Annotated in this window: 16 protein-coding genes; 6 read left to right on the forward strand and 10 right to left on the reverse strand. The window is 65.6% G+C overall.

Annotation, left to right across the window (positions count from 1 at the left end; all coding sequences use genetic code 11):
- Positions 1–156 precede the first annotated feature (156 nt).
- Positions 157–669 carry a MarR family winged helix-turn-helix transcriptional regulator gene (locus tag JQ603_RS31460; protein WP_212345651.1) on the reverse strand — a complete coding sequence of 171 codons (513 nt, stop codon included), beginning with the start codon at positions 667–669 and terminating at the stop codon, positions 157–159.
- A complete protein-coding gene (maiA, locus tag JQ603_RS31465) occupies positions 659–1291 on the reverse strand; it encodes a maleylacetoacetate isomerase (RefSeq protein WP_212345653.1) in 633 nt (210 codons plus the stop codon). Before maiA ends, JQ603_RS31460 begins: the two co-directional genes overlap by 11 nt.
- 181 nt (positions 1292–1472) lie before the next feature.
- Here maiA and gtdA point away from each other — a divergent pair, with 181 nt between their 5' ends.
- Positions 1473–2513: a gentisate 1,2-dioxygenase gene (gtdA, locus tag JQ603_RS31470; protein WP_212345655.1), complete on the forward strand. Its 1041-nt coding sequence runs from the start codon at positions 1473–1475 to the stop codon at positions 2511–2513.
- 122 nt (positions 2514–2635) lie between these two features.
- Here gtdA and JQ603_RS31475 read toward each other — a convergent pair whose 3' ends face one another.
- The 4 genes from JQ603_RS31475 to JQ603_RS31490 all read right to left on the reverse strand — a co-directional run bounded on the left by JQ603_RS31475 (position 2636) and on the right by JQ603_RS31490 (position 6753).
- A complete protein-coding gene (locus JQ603_RS31475) occupies positions 2636–3448 on the reverse strand; it encodes an ABC transporter permease (protein WP_212345656.1) in 813 nt (270 codons plus the stop codon).
- Positions 3441–4214: an ABC transporter ATP-binding protein gene (locus tag JQ603_RS31480; RefSeq protein ID WP_212345658.1), complete on the reverse strand. Its 774-nt coding sequence runs from the start codon at positions 4212–4214 to the stop codon at positions 3441–3443. The genes JQ603_RS31475 and JQ603_RS31480 overlap by 8 nt, the downstream gene beginning before the upstream one ends.
- 132 nt (positions 4215–4346) lie before the next feature.
- Entirely contained in the window at positions 4347–5351 is a 1005-nt protein-coding gene (locus tag JQ603_RS31485) for an ABC transporter substrate-binding protein (protein WP_212345660.1), read from the reverse strand.
- Positions 5352–5385: 34 nt separating this feature from the next.
- Positions 5386–6753, reverse strand: a complete 1368-nt coding sequence (locus JQ603_RS31490) for an FAD-dependent oxidoreductase (protein WP_212345662.1) — start codon at positions 6751–6753, stop codon at positions 5386–5388.
- 111 nt (positions 6754–6864) lie between these two features.
- Between JQ603_RS31490 and JQ603_RS31495 the strand changes: the two genes are divergently transcribed.
- Complete coding sequence (locus JQ603_RS31495; protein WP_212345664.1) at positions 6865–7749, forward strand: LysR family transcriptional regulator; 885 nt, start codon at positions 6865–6867, stop codon at positions 7747–7749.
- 63 nt (positions 7750–7812) lie between these two features.
- Positions 7813–8085: a hypothetical protein gene (locus JQ603_RS31500; RefSeq protein WP_212345666.1), complete on the forward strand. Its 273-nt coding sequence runs from the start codon at positions 7813–7815 to the stop codon at positions 8083–8085.
- 3 nt (positions 8086–8088) lie between these two features.
- Here JQ603_RS31500 and JQ603_RS31505 read toward each other — a convergent pair whose 3' ends face one another.
- Positions 8089–8892 carry an enoyl-CoA hydratase-related protein gene (locus JQ603_RS31505; protein WP_212345668.1) on the reverse strand — a complete coding sequence of 268 codons (804 nt, stop codon included), beginning with the start codon at positions 8890–8892 and terminating at the stop codon, positions 8089–8091.
- A 151-nt stretch (positions 8893–9043) separates the two neighbouring features.
- Here JQ603_RS31505 and JQ603_RS31510 point away from each other — a divergent pair, with 151 nt between their 5' ends.
- Entirely contained in the window at positions 9044–10018 is a 975-nt protein-coding gene (locus JQ603_RS31510) for a ketopantoate reductase family protein (RefSeq protein WP_212345671.1), read from the forward strand.
- Between the two features lie 3 nt (positions 10019–10021).
- Here the strand turns inward: JQ603_RS31510 and JQ603_RS31515 are convergent, their stop codons facing one another.
- Entirely contained in the window at positions 10022–10699 is a 678-nt protein-coding gene (locus JQ603_RS31515; RefSeq protein ID WP_212345673.1) for an alpha/beta hydrolase family protein, read from the reverse strand.
- Between the two features lie 126 nt (positions 10700–10825).
- Here JQ603_RS31515 and JQ603_RS31520 point away from each other — a divergent pair, with 126 nt between their 5' ends.
- Entirely contained in the window at positions 10826–11971 is a 1146-nt protein-coding gene (locus JQ603_RS31520) for an acyl-CoA dehydrogenase family protein (RefSeq protein ID WP_212345676.1), read from the forward strand.
- Between the two features lie 193 nt (positions 11972–12164).
- On the opposite strand, the gene JQ603_RS31525 is transcribed toward JQ603_RS31520, so the two are convergent.
- The gene (locus JQ603_RS31525) at positions 12165–13145 is read right to left on the reverse strand and encodes a helix-turn-helix domain-containing protein (protein ID WP_212345678.1); all 981 of its coding nucleotides are present in this window, start codon (positions 13143–13145) and stop codon (positions 12165–12167) included.
- A 120-nt stretch (positions 13146–13265) separates the two neighbouring features.
- Here JQ603_RS31525 and JQ603_RS31530 point away from each other — a divergent pair, with 120 nt between their 5' ends.
- Positions 13266–13991, forward strand: a complete 726-nt coding sequence (locus JQ603_RS31530) for an alpha/beta fold hydrolase (protein ID WP_212345681.1) — start codon at positions 13266–13268, stop codon at positions 13989–13991.
- 38 nt (positions 13992–14029) lie between these two features.
- Here JQ603_RS31530 and JQ603_RS31535 read toward each other — a convergent pair whose 3' ends face one another.
- Complete coding sequence (locus JQ603_RS31535; RefSeq protein ID WP_212345684.1) at positions 14030–14914, reverse strand: LysR family transcriptional regulator; 885 nt, start codon at positions 14912–14914, stop codon at positions 14030–14032.
- Between the last annotated feature and the right edge of the window lie 39 nt (positions 14915–14953).

The following is a 14953-nucleotide window of genomic DNA, read 5'->3' on the forward strand; positions in this document are numbered from 1 at the left end:
TAGGGTGGGCAAAGCGACTTGTCCGTCGTAGCTCGAAGAGCGAAGGCGGAAGCGTGCCCACGACTTGTTGTCCGTTGGAGACAGGTGGTGGGCACGGCGCAAGAGCGCCTTTGCCCACCCTACGAGATCGCGCGCTGGGCTCGCCGGGGCGCCCCCTCACCCACCCTTCCCCAGATGCTCCAGCGCGTCCTCGGCCCGCAGCGGCACCCGGGAGGCTTCGTTGTTGAGATCGACCAGTTGCTCCAGAAGCCCCATCAGCGCCTTGCGATCGGCGGGCTTGAGCGGCTCCAGCATGCGCGCCTGGGCGCGCTCGACGGCGGGGATGATCTCGCGCAGGATCGCCGCGCCCGACTTGGTCAGATAGAGCAGCTTGATCCGCTTGTCCTCAGGCGCCGGCTTGCGTTCGATATAATCCTTGGCCTGGAGACGCTCGATCACGCTGCCGAGCGTGGAGCGGTCGAAGGCGATCACCGCTGACAGCCGGGTCGCGTCGATGCCGGGATGGGTGTGGATCGCGATCAGCGCGGCATACTGCACCGGCGTGAGGTCGAACGCCTTGCACTCCTCCATGAAGATCGAGACCGCGATCTGCTGCATGCGCCGGAACAGATAGCCCGGTGCGTCATAGACCGCGTCGATCGTGATCGGAGTGGAAGGCTTACTCGGCATCGGGCTGCTTCTCCGGCGCGGCATTGGCGAAGGCCGGCAGCGCCTTGGCCGCGGCCTCGGCATTCAGCAGGCGCGGATAGGCCGAGACGTCGACGCCGAAGCGGCGCGCGTTCGCGAGCTGCGGCACCAGACAGAGGTCGGCCAGCGTCGGCGCATCGCCGAAGCAGAACGGCCCCGCTTCGCCCTTGATCAGCGTTTCGCAGGCCGACAGGCCCTCGCGGTTGACCCAGGCGGCCCAGTCCTGGACCTTCTCCTCGGCGAGGCCGAGCTCGCGCAGTCGCGCCAGCACTTTCAGGTTCTGCACCGGATGGGTATCGCAGGCGATCGCCAGCGCGAACGCCCGCACCTTGGCGCGGCGCAGCGGATCCTTGGGCAGCAGCGGCGGTTTGGGATGGGTCTCGTCCAGCCATTCGATGATCGCGACCGATTGGGTCAGCACTGCGCCTGCATCGTCCTCCAGCGCGGGCACCAGGCCCTGCGGATTGATGGCAAGATAAGCGGGCGCGCATTGCTCGCCCTTGCGCAAATGATGCGGCAGGTGCTCGGCGCCGAGGCCCTTGAGGTTCAGCGCGATCCGCACGCGGTAGGCGGCACTGGAGCGGAAATAGCCGTGCAGCTTCATCGAGACCTCCCTGTGTCTTGTCGTTCCGGGGCTCGCGAAGCGAGAACCCGGAACCTCGAGATTCCGGAGTCGGCTCTTCGACTCGCCCCGGAATGACGGGACTTTGTATTCCGTTCGTCACATTGACGCTACCTAGATCGTCAGTATACTGTCAATCAACAAAACGAACGGGAGCGCCACCATGGAAGCCGTGACCAAGACGCCGGAACGCGAGGCGTTCTACAAGAAGATCGACGGCGAAAATCTCACCGCGCTGTGGACGGTGATGAGCGACCTGATCACGCCGGAGCCGAAGAGCGCCTGCCGGCCGCACTTGTGGAAGTTCGACGTCATCCGCGATTACATGACCGAGGCCGGCAAGCTGATTACGGCCAAGGAAGCCGAGCGGCGCGTGCTGGTGCTGGAGAACCCCGGCCTGCGCGGGCAGTCCAAGATCACGACCTCGCTCTATGCCGGCGTGCAGATGGTGGTGCCCGGCGACGTCGCGCCCGCGCACCGCCACAGCCAGTCGGCGCTGCGCTTCGTGCTCGAAGGCAAGGGCGCGCACACGGCGGTCGACGGCGAGCGCACCGCGATGGAGCGAGGGGACTTCATCATCACGCCGTCGATGACCTGGCACGATCATTCCAACGAGACCGATCAGCCGATGTTCTGGCTCGACGGCCTCGACATCCCCCTGGTCCAGTTCTTCGATTGCTCCTTCGCGGAAGGCTCCAAGGAGGACCAGCAGAAGATCACCAAGCCGGCCGGCGACAGTTTTGCGCGCTACGGCCATAACCTGCTGCCGGTCGACGTGAAGCGGAGCTCGAAGACCTCGCCGATCTTCAGCTATCCCTATGCCTATACCCGCGACGCGCTGGAGAAGGCCAGGACGAGCCAGGAATGGGACGCCTGCCACGGGCTGAAGCTGAAGTTCAGCAACCCCGAGACCGGCGATTTCGCCATGCCAACCATCGGCACCTTCATCCAGCTGCTGCCGAAGGGTTTTAAGACCGCGCGCTATCGTTCGACCGATGCCACCGTGTTCTGCCCGATCGAAGGCAAGGGTCGCAGCCGCATCGGCGATGCCGTGTTCGAATGGGGCCCGCGCGATCTGTTCGTGGTGCCGAGCTGGCACTGGGTCACCCACGAGGCGGAGGAGGACGCCGTGCTGTTCAGCTTCTCGGATCGGCCGGTGCAGCAGAAGCTGGATTTGTTCCGCGAGGATCGTGGGAACGCGTGAGGGACTCGTAGCTCTCGTAGGGTGGGCAAAGGCGCAACGCGCCGTGCCCACGTCTTCGCGACTCATGAAGAAATGGTGGGCACGCTTGCGCTTTGCCCACCCTACGGCAGCGGTGAACTTGGCTACCGCCAGTGCAAGAGCCGCGTCTCCAGCCAGCCGATCACCTTGCCTACCGCCAGCCCAAACACCGACAGGATCACCACGCCCGCGAGCAGTTGATCCGTCTGCATCAGATTGCCGGCCTGCAGCACAAAGGCGCCAATGCCGTATTGCGCGCCGATCATCTCGGCACTGACGACGAGCAGCAGTGCGACCGACGCAGTGATGCGGAAGCCGGCGAGGATCGCGGGCAGCGCGCCGGGCCAGATCACCTTGCGCACGATGGTGGCGAAGGGAACGTTGAAGCTCTGCGCCATGCGGATGAGGTTGCGCGGCACCGCATCGACGCCGCTATAGACCGAGATCGCGGTCGAGAAGAACACACCGAGTGCAATGGTCGCGATCTTCGGCTCTTCGCCGATCCCGAGCCAGAGGATCAAGAGCGGCAGCAGCGCGATCTTCGGGATCGGGAACAGCGCCGAGATGAAGGTGATGCCGACGCTGCGCGCCAGCCGCGACAGGCCGATGGCGAAGCCGACGGCAACGCCGGCCACTGTCCCGAGTACCCAGCCGACACCGATACGCAAGAGCGAAGCGGACAGGTGCTGCCAGAGCGCGCCCGAGATCGCGAGCTGGTAGATCGCCCGGGCGATCGCAGATGGCGTCGGCAGGAACAGCGCATTGACGAGGCCGGCGCTCCCGGCGGCCTGCCAGATCGCGATGACCAGGGCGAGCGCGATCCAGCCGCCGAAGCGGCTCGAGGCGGGCACGAAGCCGGCGCCGCGAAAGCGGACGCGCCGGGTCGTCTCGTCTTGCGCCGGTGCGCGATCAAGCATGCTGGACCTCGCGCTCGGCATCGATCGCCTCGTTGCGGATCAGCGACCAGATCTGGTTCTGCAGCGCCAGCAGCTTTTCACGCGCCGCCGCCTCGCCGCGCGCGGCGCGCGTCATCGGCACGGTCACGACCTCGCGAATGCGCCCCGGCCGCCGCGACAGCACCACGATGCGATCGGCGAGCCGAGCGGCCTCCTCGAGATTGTGGGTGACATAGACCGCGCCCATGCCGCCATCGGCAAGCAGGCGGACGAAATCCTCCATCAGCAGCTCGCGCGTCTGCGAATCCAGCGCCGACAGCGGCTCGTCCATCAGCAGGATCGCAGGCTTGACCGCAAGCGCGCGCGAAATGCCGACGCGCTGGCGCATGCCGCCGGAGAGCTGCTTTGGATAGGTCTGGCGAAAGTCGGTCAGGCCCGTGCGGCGCAAGGCGTCGTCGACCAGCGCGCGGCGCTGCGCAGCCGAAAGCTGGGTATGCAGCAGCGGGAATTCGACATTCTCCTCCACCGTCGCCCAGGGCAGCAGCGCAAAATCCTGGAACACGAAGGTCAGCGGATTGAGACTGTCCGCGGGCGGCGCGCCACGCAGCTCGGGCGCGCCCGAGGTCGGCTGCAGCAGGCCACCCAGTATGGACAGCAGCGTGCTCTTGCCGCAACCGGAGGGTCCCACGATCGCCACCACCTCGCCCGCGCTGACGGTGAAGGAGACGTCGTCGAGCACGGCGAGATCGCCGAAGCGATGGGTGATGTGGCTGGCGATCAGGTCCATTCTGTCTCGTCTATCCTGTTCTCCGTCGTTCCGGGATGATCCGAAGGATCAGACCCGGAACCTCGAGATTCTCAGGTGCGCAAGTGCGCACCATAGTTCGATGCTTCGCATCGCCCCGGAATGACGGACACATCAGTCCGCCTTCACATAATCCTTGGCGATGATCGCATTCACGTCAAAGCCCTTGTCGGCAAAACCCTGCTCCTGCAGCCATTTGATCTGGTTGTCGACGTTCTTCACGTCGAGCTTGCCGTCGGGATCGATATAGGCGCAGTTGCCGACCACCTGCTCGACCGGCAGGTTGGTGTATTTGGCGATGATCTCCAGCAGCGGTTTTGTCTGCTCGTTGATCGGGGCGACGCCGTCCTTCATCGCGGCGAGGATGACGTCGTGATATTCGCGGTCGGCTTTTGCGAGCACGCTGAGGAATTTCGTCACCAGCGCCTTGTTGGTCAGCGTCTTCGGCGAGGCGAACACTGCGCCGAGCTGCCACGGCGTCTCGTCGCCGACCCAACCCAGAAACTTCGCGCCGCCCTCGTCCATCAACTTTCGCGCGGTGGAGATGGGGAGAAGCGCGGCATCGACGGTCTCGCCCTTCAGCGCAGCTGCTGCATTCGACAGCGATTGCAGCGGCACGATCTTCACGTCCGCGAGCTTGAAGCCATATTTGTCGGCGAGCAGGCCGAGCGAATAGTGAAAGCTTGATCCGACCTGCGTCATCGCCACGCGCTTGCCCGCGAGGTCCTTCGGCGTTTTCAGACCGGCAGCATAGGCATTGTTGCTGGCGAAATAGCCGATCAGGGGATAGCCTGCTTTCTCGCGGCTCATGCCGCCGATCACCTTCAGCGTGCCCTTGCCGGCGAGATTGTAGAGACCGGCGGTGAAGGCGGTGACGCCGAAATCGACGTCGCCCGAGGTGGTGGCGACCGCGATCGGCTGCGCCGCATCGAAGAATTTCAGCTCGACGTCAAGACCGGCCTCGCGGAAATAGCCCTTGTCCTGCGCGATGAAGACGGGCGCGGAGGACGACAGACGGAGCACGCCGACCTTGGCCTTCAGCGCGTCCTCGGCCCGCGCCGTGCCCATCGCCATGATCGCCACCAGGCCCGCAAGCGCGAGCCGTACCATCCCGATCATCCCGTTTCCTCCGCCGTCGTTCTCTTGCAGTCCGTTACAGCCCTTCGGGCACCACCTGGTCCCGCCCGATGAAGGCGCCCTGTTGTTTCAACGTTTCCTGCAATTTTTCAATGGGGATTTCGCGTGGAATCCGGTTTCCGGAGAGCGCCAAGGCGGCGGCGGAACCGGCCGCCTCGCCCATCACGAAACAGGCACCGGAGACCCGCGCCGCCGACTGGCCCTCATGGGTCATCGAGGCGCAGCGGCCGGCGACCAGCAGATTGTCGACGCCCTCGGGCACCAGCATCCGGTAGGGCAGCTCGTTGTAGCCGCGGGATTCCGGGATCGGCGGGAAGGTGAAGACGACATCGCCGGGAACATGGGCCTCGATCGGCCAGCCGTTGACCCCGATGGAATCCTCAAACGAGGCGCAGCCGAGCACATCCTCGCCGCTGAGCTGGTAGCCGCCTTTGATGCGGCGGGTCTCGCGGATGCCGAGCTGCGGCGGCAGGTCGACGATGTAGGATTTTTCAAAGCCCGGCACGGTGCTCCGCAGGAATTCGTACGCCGCGAGCGCCTGCTTGCGGCCCTCGATCTCGCCGCGGGTGAGATCGTCGGGCTCGATGCCGTTGATGGCGTGGCCGTCCTCGCGCGCGACCTGCGTAAAGTTCACCCGCCACTCGATGCCGGATTTTTGCGGCCGCACGATCGCGCTCTTGCGCGGGAATGTGTGGGTGCCGGCGGCAAGCGCCTTTTCCATCAATTGCGGAATGGTGCGCCAGGCCTCGCCCGCCTTGTCTGGATCGATGCCGTTGAGACGCAGCATCATCGAGGGATAGAGCGGATGGCCGTGCTCGTCGCCGATCTCGAACGGCGCACCAGCCCAGACCGCGAGATCGCCGTCGCCGGAGCAGTCGATGAAGATTTCCGCACGCACGGCCTGCCGGCCGGCCTTGGTCTCGACCAGCAACGCGTCGATGCGGCTGTTATCGCTCATCACCACGCCGGCGCCGAGCGCATGGAAGAGGATGTGCACCCCGTGGCTTGCGAGCAGTTGATCGGCCGCGATCTTGTAGGCCGCGGTGTCATAGGCCTGGGCAAACACCTTGCCGAGGATCAGATGCGGCGTGTTGAGGCCGTTGAGCAGGTCGATGCGCGCCAGCAGCTCGGACGCCATGCCCTGCACCAGCCGGTGGGCCTTGCCGTAGACATTGCCGTGCAGGCCGCAGAAATTGGTGACGCCGGCGGCGGTGCCCATGCCGCCGAGGAAGCCGTAACGTTCGATCAGCAGCGTCTTCCGCCCCGCGCGCGCCGCTGACGCCGCCGCCACGATGCCGGCCGGACCGCCGCCGAGGACGACGACCTCATATTCGCCGTAGAGCGGCACTTTGCGCGCTGGTTCTTCGATCGTCGTGGCCCGCATGGCGCGTCCCTTCCCAAAATTCCTTGCTTGGAGACGACTATGAATTAACGCGTAGCGGGCTACAATCCACCAAAATACGCAATCAACTTTCGCGAATCGAGAAAGGTCAAAATGGACATCCTCGTGAACCTCCAGGCCTTCCTCGCCACTGCCGATGCGGCCGGATTCTCCGCCGCCGCACGAAAACTCAACGTCTCGACCTCGGTGGTGGCAAAACGCGTCACACAGCTGGAGGCGCGGATCGGCACGCCGCTGTTTCACCGCTCGACCCGGCAGTTGCGTCTCACCGAAGCCGGCCAGCGCTACGTGCATCGCGCGCGCGGCGTCGTCACCGATGCCACCGACCTGCTCTCGCGCATGGGCGAGAAGGGCCACGATCTCGTCGATCACCTCCGCATCAAGGCGCCCACCTCGCTGACGGTGGCGCGCCTCGCCGACGCCTTCAGCGCGTTCCAGACCCAGAACCCGCGATTAAAACTCGAGATCGTGCTGATCGATCGCCCGGTCGATCCCGTAACGGAAGGATTTGACATCGCCATCGGCGCCTTCCCGCATTCGTTCGGCGGCGTGGTCGACGAGCCCTTATGTCTGCTGAAGCGCCTGCTCTGCGCCTCGCCGGCGTACCTGAAGAAGCACGGCACGCCAAAACATCCGCGCGACCTGGTCGAGCACCGCTGCCTCAGCTTCCTGCCGACCGGACCGGAGTGGATTTTCGACGGACCGCGCGGTCGCATCAGCATCCAGGTCAGCCCATTGCTGTCCTCCAACGAGGGACACGTGCTGGCGCGGAGCGCGATTGCCGGCAACGGCATCGCGCTGATGTCGCATTATCTCGTCGCGGATGCCTTGCATGACGGCAGGCTGAAGCCGGTGCTGCGCGACTTTCCGATTCCGGATTTGTGGGTGAAGGCCGCGATTCCCGAGCGGCGGCGCAACGCGGCCGCGGTGCAGGCGCTGCTGACCCTGCTGAAAACGTCACTGGCGCCGTCGCTGTGAGCCGCCTCTGGCGTCACAACATGGCGGTTGCTCTTGCATTGCGGACCTGACAGAAGGGCCAGCATGGATTCGACGCTTTTGAAATTCGCCCTGCCCGCCCTGATTGTTCTCGCGATCTCGACCACCGCCGCCTCGGCCGTGGAGCAGAACTGCCGCTTCATCCAGGCCAAGCCCGATCGCGAGGCCTGTTACAAGCGGCAGGAGGACGAGCTCGCGGCCAAGCGCAAGCCGGCCGCGCCGGCCGCCGAGAGCACGACGCTCGAAACACTGCGCCAGACGCGGCAGGACGACGACGCCGTCTATCGCAGCATCAACAACATCTGCCGCGGCTGCTGACGCTCAGCCTTTCCCGCCGCCCCAATTCCCCGCCCGCTTCTCCGCGAATGACGCCAACCCTTCCGCGGCCTCCGCGCTCTGGCGCTTGAGCGAATGCAGCTGCACGAGCCGCTTGTAGGCGGCATCGTCCACCGCCATGCCGCCGAACGAGCTCTCCAGCGCGAGCCGCTTGGTCTCGGCCATCGCCTCCGGCCCGTTGGCGAGCAATTGCTCCACCACCTTGGCTCCAGCAGATTCGAGATCGGCGAGCGGCACCACCTCATGGACGAGGCCGATGCGGCGGGCGTCCTCGGCGCCGAAGCGCTCGCCGGTCAGCGCGTAGCGGCGGACTTGCCGGACACCGATGGCGTCGCAAAGCTGCGGGATGATGATCGCGGCGGTCAGGCCCCAGCGGACCTCGGTGATGGAGAACAGGGCGTTGTCCGCGGCGATCACGACGTCGCAGGCCGCGATCACGCCGGTGCCGCCGCCGAAGCAGCCGCCCTGCACCAAGGCGACCGTCGGGATCGGCAAGGTGTTGAGCCGTTGCACGGCTTCGAAGGTCGCACGCGAGGCCGCCTCGTTGGTCTCAGGCGATTGCGGCCGCACGCCGTTGATCCATTTGAGGTCGGCGCCGGCCTGGAAATGCTTGCCGTTGCCCCTGAGAACGACGACCCGCAGGTTCGGCTTCTTGGCCAGATCGTCCATGGCCGCCAGCACACCCGAGATCAACGCGCCATCATAGGCGTTGTTGACCTCCGGCCGGTTCAACGTGACGGTCGCAACCCCACGCTCATCAAGGGTCCATAGGACGGGGCTGGCAGTCATCGGCGATCCTCCGGTTGTTTGCCACGCACTATGGCCGAGGCAACGCATCCCGATCCATATCTTTCCGGCGTAGGGCAGCCGCGTCCATCGCATGGCGGCTTGTGTCATGCTGCCGTCCGGCGGCACTCAAGGGATCAGGGACGGGATCAACATGCGCATCTGCATTTTCGGCGCGGGCGCCGTCGGCAGCCACATTGCGGTACGGCTTGCACGCGCCGGCCATGAGGTTTCATGCGTGATGCGCGGCGCGCATCTGGAGGCAGTGCGCGCGAACGGCCTCAAGCTGCGGGTCGGCGATTCCGAGGTTTCCGCCAAGGTGAACGCGTCAGGCGATCCGGCCCAGCTCGGCCCGCAGGACGTCGTGATCTCCACGCTGAAGGCGACCGCGCTGACGGGACTGGTCTCCAGCATCAAGCCCCTGCTGCAGGACGACACCGCGATCGTCTTCGCGCAGAACGGCATTCCCTGGTGGTACGGCATCGGCCTGCCGCCGCGGCACCCGACGCCACCCGACATTTCGTTCCTCGATCCCGGCGGACGCCTGCGCGCCTGCATCCCGAAGGAGCGGATCATCGGCGGCGTCATCTTCTCCTCCAACGAGGTCGCTGCGCCCGGCGTCGTGCATAACCTCACCCCGGACCGCAACCGCCTCCTGATCGGCGAATGCGACGATCGCAATTGCGAGCGCATCACGAAGCTCCGCAACGTCCTCAACGACGCGCGGCTGGAATCGCCGCCGGTTGCCGAGATCCGCGAGGCGATCTGGTCAAAGCTGCTGACCAACATGTCGCTGTCGGTGCTGTGCCTGCTCACCGGCCAGACCGCCCGCGGGGTGCGCGACGACCCCGCCTTCGCCGAGGTCATCCCGCGCATGCTGAACGAGGCCAACGACATCGCCCAGCACTTCATCCCCGAGGTCAAGCGCGTCACGCGCAGCGGCCCCGCCCCCAACCACAAGCCGTCGCTGCTGCAGGATTACGAGCTCGGCCGCGCCATGGAGATCGACGTCCTGGTGAGGGCGCCTGCCGCCTTCGCGCGCACTGCCGGCCTGTCGACGCCGACGCTCGACCTGATCGCCGCGCTGGCAATCCAGAAGGCGCGCGACAAGGGGCTTTATTCGGCGTGAACGTCAGCCGATTTCGTCGATCCAGGCCGCGAGCGCGTCCAGCACTTCCGTGAGCGCCTCTTCATTCGTCCGGCCGGACTTCTTCAGCACCGCAAACGAGTGATCCCCGCCCTCGACCTGATGCAGCGTCGCCTTCGCCCCGAGCTTCTCTACGACGGGCCTGAGGTAGCTCAGGTCGGCAAGCCCATCGCGCGTTCCTTGCAGGAACAGCATGGGGACAGTGATACCGGCGAGGTGATCGGCGCGCTCTGACGACGGCTTCTTGTCGGCGTGCAGGGGGAAGCCGAGGAAGGCGAGGCCTTTGACGCCAGGCAGTGGAGCCTTGGACTGCGCCTGCGAGGTCATGCGCCCGCCGAACGATTTACCGCCGGCAACGAGCTTCACCCCGGGGCAGAGCCGCGCGGCCTCCGCGACCGCCGCGCGGATGGCCGCGTGCGCCACCGCCGGCTGGTCCGGGCGCCCGTGTTTCTTTTCCATGTAGAGAAAATTGAAGCGGAACGTCGCAATGCCGCGCTCACCAAGGCCCGCCGCGACCTTCTCCATGAAGGAATGCCGCATGTCCGCACCCGCGCCATGCGCGAGGACGTAACAGGCGCGCGCTTGGGCCGGCTGCGTCAGGATCGCCGAGACCGTGCCGGTGCGTTCGATGTCGAGCTTGAGCTCTTGAGTTTTGGTCGCCACAATCAGACATCCCGACAGACGCTGTTACGGCCGCCTTGGTAGCGTCACCGGCGCAGCCTGAAAACACAATAATTGCCGCGGCCGGCTGGCCTACCAAGCCGGAACTGCACATCAACCGAGGTAACCATGTCCTACCGCTCCTCCTGGATGACCGAAGAGCTCGACGTCTTCCGCGACCAGTTCCGGAAATATCTCGCCAAGGACCTGGCCCCGCATGCCGAGAAATGGCGCGAGCAGAAGATGGTCGACCGCTTCGCCTGGCGCGGCCTCGGCGAGATGGGCGCACTGCTGGCGAGCGTGCCGGAGGAATACGGCGGCCTGGGTGCGACCTTCGCCTATGACGCCGCGGTGCTCGACGATCTCGAGAGCACCGTGCCGGAGCTCACGACCGGCGTTTCGGTGCACAGCGCCATCGTCGCGCACTACATCCTCAATTACGGCTCGGAGGAGCAGAAGAAGCGCTGGCTGCCGAAGATGGCGAGCGGAGAGATGGTCGGCGCCATCGCCATGACCGAGCCCGGCACCGGCTCGGACCTGCAAGCCGTCAAGACCACGGCGAAGAAGCAGGGCAATTCCTATGTCATCAACGGCCAGAAGACCTTCATCACCAATGGCCAGGCCGCCGATCTCGTCATCGTGGTCGCGCGCACGGGCGAGGCCGGCGCCAAGGGCATCTCGCTGATCGTGGTCGAGACCGCGGGCGCGGATGGCTACAAGCGCGGGCGCAACCTCGACAAGATCGGCCTGCACGCCTCCGACACGTCGGAGCTGTTCTTCGACAACGTCACCGTGCCGCCGGAAAACCTGCTCGGCAAGGAAGAGGGCCAGGGCTTTGTCCAGCTGATGCAGCAATTGCCGCAGGAGCGACTCGCGCTCGCGGTCGGCGCCGTCGCCGCGATGGAGCGCGCCGTCAAGCTCACCACCGAATACACCAAGGAGCGCAAGGCGTTCGGCAAGCCGCTGATGGACTTCCAGAACACCGCCTTCACGCTTGCCGAGCGCAAGACCGAGGCGATGATCGCCCGCGTCTTCGTCGACTGGTGCATAGAGCGGCTGGTCGCGAAAGATCTCGACACCGTGACGGCGTCGATGGCGAAATACTGGTGCTCGGACAAGCAGGTCCAGACCGCCGACGAATGCCTCCAGCTGTTCGGCGGCTATGGCTACATGCAGGAATATCCGATCTCGCGCATCTTCATCGATTCCCGCATCCAGAAGATCTATGGCGGCACCAACGAGATCATGAAGCTGTTGATCGCGAGGTCGTTGTAGCTCTGCGCTGCCGAGGCGACTTGCTCGGTGCGCTCCCTCGCCCCGTTCTTACGGGGAGAGGGTCGGGGTGAGGAGCTGCTTCCGCGAATATGGTGAGAGACGGACTCGCGGAGAATCCCCCTCACCCGGATCGCATCTTACGATGCGATCCGACCTCTCCCCGCAAGCGGGGCGAGGTGCAGCAGCGCCTCCCTCATCGCATACGCCAGTCCCGTGGGCGGCAACCAAAACGCTGCTTGAAGCGCCGCGTGAAGTGAGAGAGGTCCGAGAAGCCCCAGTCGAACGCGATGGCGCCGATCGCCCGATCCGCCATCGCGGGATCCCTGAGATTCCTGGCCGCGCCGTCGAGCCGATGCTCGATCACATAATCGGTGAAGCTGGAGCCTGATCGCGCCAGCAGCTTATGCACGTAGCGCTCGCTGATGCCCGCGGCGGCGGCGACATCGGCAACCGCAAGGCCGGGCTCGCGGAGCCGCCGGTGAATGGCGCGCTTCAGCGCCAGCGTGGTCGCATCCGTGAGGCTCTCCGATTCCGCAGCACCCGCCCGGCTGTGCCGCGACAGGCTGACGGCGACAAGCTCGATCAGCGCCCGGAACAGCCGCACGCCCTCGTCTTCGGTCATGCGCAGCGCCCCGTTGCTCAGCGTGCGCGCCGTCTCCACGATGAGGTGGCCGACGTAGGGATCGTCCGAGACGCGGCAAGCGGTGACGTCGAACGACGCCGGCAATCGTTCGCGCAACGCGACTGCTGGCACCCAGAACGAAGCGACCTGCAATTGCGGACCACGATCGTGCAGGAGGGCGAACTGGCGGTCGCTGTCGAAGATTCCGACCTGCCCGGGCGAAAGGCTGATCTCATGGCCGTCCTGCTGAATGCGGCAGCGGCCGGCCAGCTTCAGATTGAGGTAGAAGCAGCTACGGTCGGACGCGGCGATGTCGGCTGCGGAGCGGCGCACCACATGCTCAGGAAAGCTGACGCGGTTGATCGCGGCATCGCCGAGACGGACGTGCTCGACGCTGGCGGGAAAGCCGGCCGCGGCCGCCGGCTCCGGCGTCAGATTCATGAAGGCCTGACAGATCGCCTCGCGGTAATAGGCGAATTGCTCGTTCGGCCGCAGGCCCGCGGTATTCCAGGCCGATTGGCGTGACGGAACGGCGCGCTCGATCTGCTGCATCGGTTCACTCCGAGACCAATCCGGTTCACTTCCAGCCAAGCAACAAATCCGTCGCCGGTCCACATTTGCCGCGCGGCGACGCCGCGCCGATCTAATCACACCCGCGGGAGGAGCCACAACATGTCGACCTACGTTCTCGTTCACGGCGCCTGGCACACCGGTGCGGAGTTCGAGCCTGTGGCGGCTCCGATCCGTGCCCACGGCCACCAGGTCCACACGCCGACGATCAAGGGCAACCGCCCGGGGGATGCCAAGACGACGGGGCTAAAGGAAGCGATCCAGTCGATCGCCGACTACCTCGCCGAGAACGATCTCACGGACGTCGTCCTGCTCGGCCATTCCTATGGCGGCATGGTCATCACCGGTGTCGCCGACCTCGCGCCCGAGCGCATCCGCCGCCTCGTCTATTGGAACGCCTTCGTGCCCAACAATGGCGAGTGCCTCAACGACATGGTGCCGCCGCATTATATCGGGCTGTTCGACGCGATCGCCGCCGAGCGAGGCGACGGCTCGGTGGTGCTGCCATTCCCGGTCTGGCGCGAAGCCTTCATCAACGATGCCGATCTCGAGACGGCGCAGCGCGCCTATGACGTGCTCAATCCGCATCCGCTCGCGACCTTCACCGACAAGATCGCGCTCAAGACCAACCCGGCCGAAATGCCGCTCGCCAAATCCTACATCAACTGCACCGAGGACACCGCGCTGCCGCACAGCTATGGCTGGCATCCGCGTCTGTCGGAGAAGCTCGGCCTGTTCCGCCTGGTGCAGGTGCCGGGAAGCCACGAGCTGTGCTTCTCCGATCCCGCACGCCTCGCCAAGGCGATCATGGAGGCGGGACGCGACTGACAACCGCCACGCCGCTGATCTCGCGGTGCCGTAAGGCGCTACCTCATCCGCTTGTCGGCGGCGACGAAGTCGATGAAGGTCCTCACCTTCGCGGACAGATATTTGCGGCTGGGATACACCGCGAACAGCTTGCCGACGAAGACGATGTGCTCCGGCATGACGTGTTCGAGACGCCCCGCAGCGATATCGGCGGCGACCAGCCATTTCGGCAGGAAGGCGAGGCCCATGCCTTCGAGCGCCGCCATGTGCAGCAGCGTCTCGTTGGCGCTGCGCAGCACCGGATCGAGCTTGATGGTCTCGGGGCCGTTCTCGCCCTGGAAAGAGAAGCTTTCGCCGGGATAAAGCGCGTAGTGCAATAGCGCGTGGCCGGCGATGTCGGCGATCCTGGCCGGGCGCCCTGCGCGTTTGAGGTAGGCAGGCGCGGCGACCATGTAGAAGGGAACGTTGGTGATCGGACGAGCGATAAGCGCCTCGTCGGGTGCGGCGGTCGCGCGCAAAGCGAGATCGAATCCCTCCTCCACGAGGTTGACCAGCCGCCCACTGAGATCGACGTCGAGGCGCACATCCGGATATCGCGCCTGATAATCCGCCAGCACGCCCGCGAAGATCGCGTTTGCCATCCACACCGGCGTGGTCAGCCGCAGCGTGCCTCGCGGAACGACGGTCGCCTTGCTGACGGCGGCCTCGACCTCGTCGAGCGAATCCAGCATCTGCCGGGCCTGCTCGAAATAGAGCGTGCCGCTCTCGCTGAGGCTGACGCGCCGGCTGGTCCGGTTGAGCAGCCGCGTGCCCAGCCGCTTCTCGAGCTGCATCACATGCTTGCTCGCCATGGCGGGGGAGATGCGCAGGCGCTGCGCCGCGGTGGCAAAGCTCTTCAGCTCCGCGACCAGGCAAAACACCCTCATGCTGACCAGCGTATCCATCAGATCATCAACATCCAGGAAATGAACCTATCCCGGAAC

It is taken from the genome of Bradyrhizobium liaoningense (genome assembly GCF_018130825.1).
In the GTDB taxonomy this organism is placed as follows: Bacteria; Pseudomonadota; Alphaproteobacteria; order Rhizobiales; family Xanthobacteraceae; genus Bradyrhizobium; species Bradyrhizobium liaoningense_B.

Coding starts and splice junctions, on each gene's coding strand:
- JQ603_RS31505 (WP_212345668.1), bottom strand. CDS start 8,892: ATGACTGCCAGCCCCGTCCTATGGACCCTTGATGAGCGTGGGGTTGCG.
- JQ603_RS31530 (WP_212345681.1), top strand. CDS start 13,266: ATGTCGACCTACGTTCTCGTTCACGGCGCCTGGCACACCGGTGCGGAG.
- JQ603_RS31485 (WP_212345660.1), bottom strand. CDS start 5,351: ATGATCGGGATGGTACGGCTCGCGCTTGCGGGCCTGGTGGCGATCATG.
- JQ603_RS31480 (WP_212345658.1), bottom strand. CDS start 4,214: ATGGACCTGATCGCCAGCCACATCACCCATCGCTTCGGCGATCTCGCC.
- JQ603_RS31495 (WP_212345664.1), top strand. CDS start 6,865: ATGGACATCCTCGTGAACCTCCAGGCCTTCCTCGCCACTGCCGATGCG.
- JQ603_RS31460 (WP_212345651.1), bottom strand. CDS start 669: ATGCCGAGTAAGCCTTCCACTCCGATCACGATCGACGCGGTCTATGAC.
- JQ603_RS31525 (WP_212345678.1), bottom strand. CDS start 13,145: ATGCAGCAGATCGAGCGCGCCGTTCCGTCACGCCAATCGGCCTGGAAT.
- JQ603_RS31520 (WP_212345676.1), top strand. CDS start 10,826: ATGTCCTACCGCTCCTCCTGGATGACCGAAGAGCTCGACGTCTTCCGC.
- JQ603_RS31475 (WP_212345656.1), bottom strand. CDS start 3,448: ATGCTTGATCGCGCACCGGCGCAAGACGAGACGACCCGGCGCGTCCGC.
- JQ603_RS31500 (WP_212345666.1), top strand. CDS start 7,813: ATGGATTCGACGCTTTTGAAATTCGCCCTGCCCGCCCTGATTGTTCTC.
- gtdA (WP_212345655.1), top strand. CDS start 1,473: ATGGAAGCCGTGACCAAGACGCCGGAACGCGAGGCGTTCTACAAGAAG.
- JQ603_RS31510 (WP_212345671.1), top strand. CDS start 9,044: ATGCGCATCTGCATTTTCGGCGCGGGCGCCGTCGGCAGCCACATTGCG.
- JQ603_RS31490 (WP_212345662.1), bottom strand. CDS start 6,753: ATGCGGGCCACGACGATCGAAGAACCAGCGCGCAAAGTGCCGCTCTAC.
- maiA (WP_212345653.1), bottom strand. CDS start 1,291: ATGAAGCTGCACGGCTATTTCCGCTCCAGTGCCGCCTACCGCGTGCGG.
- JQ603_RS31535 (WP_212345684.1), bottom strand. CDS start 14,914: ATGGATACGCTGGTCAGCATGAGGGTGTTTTGCCTGGTCGCGGAGCTG.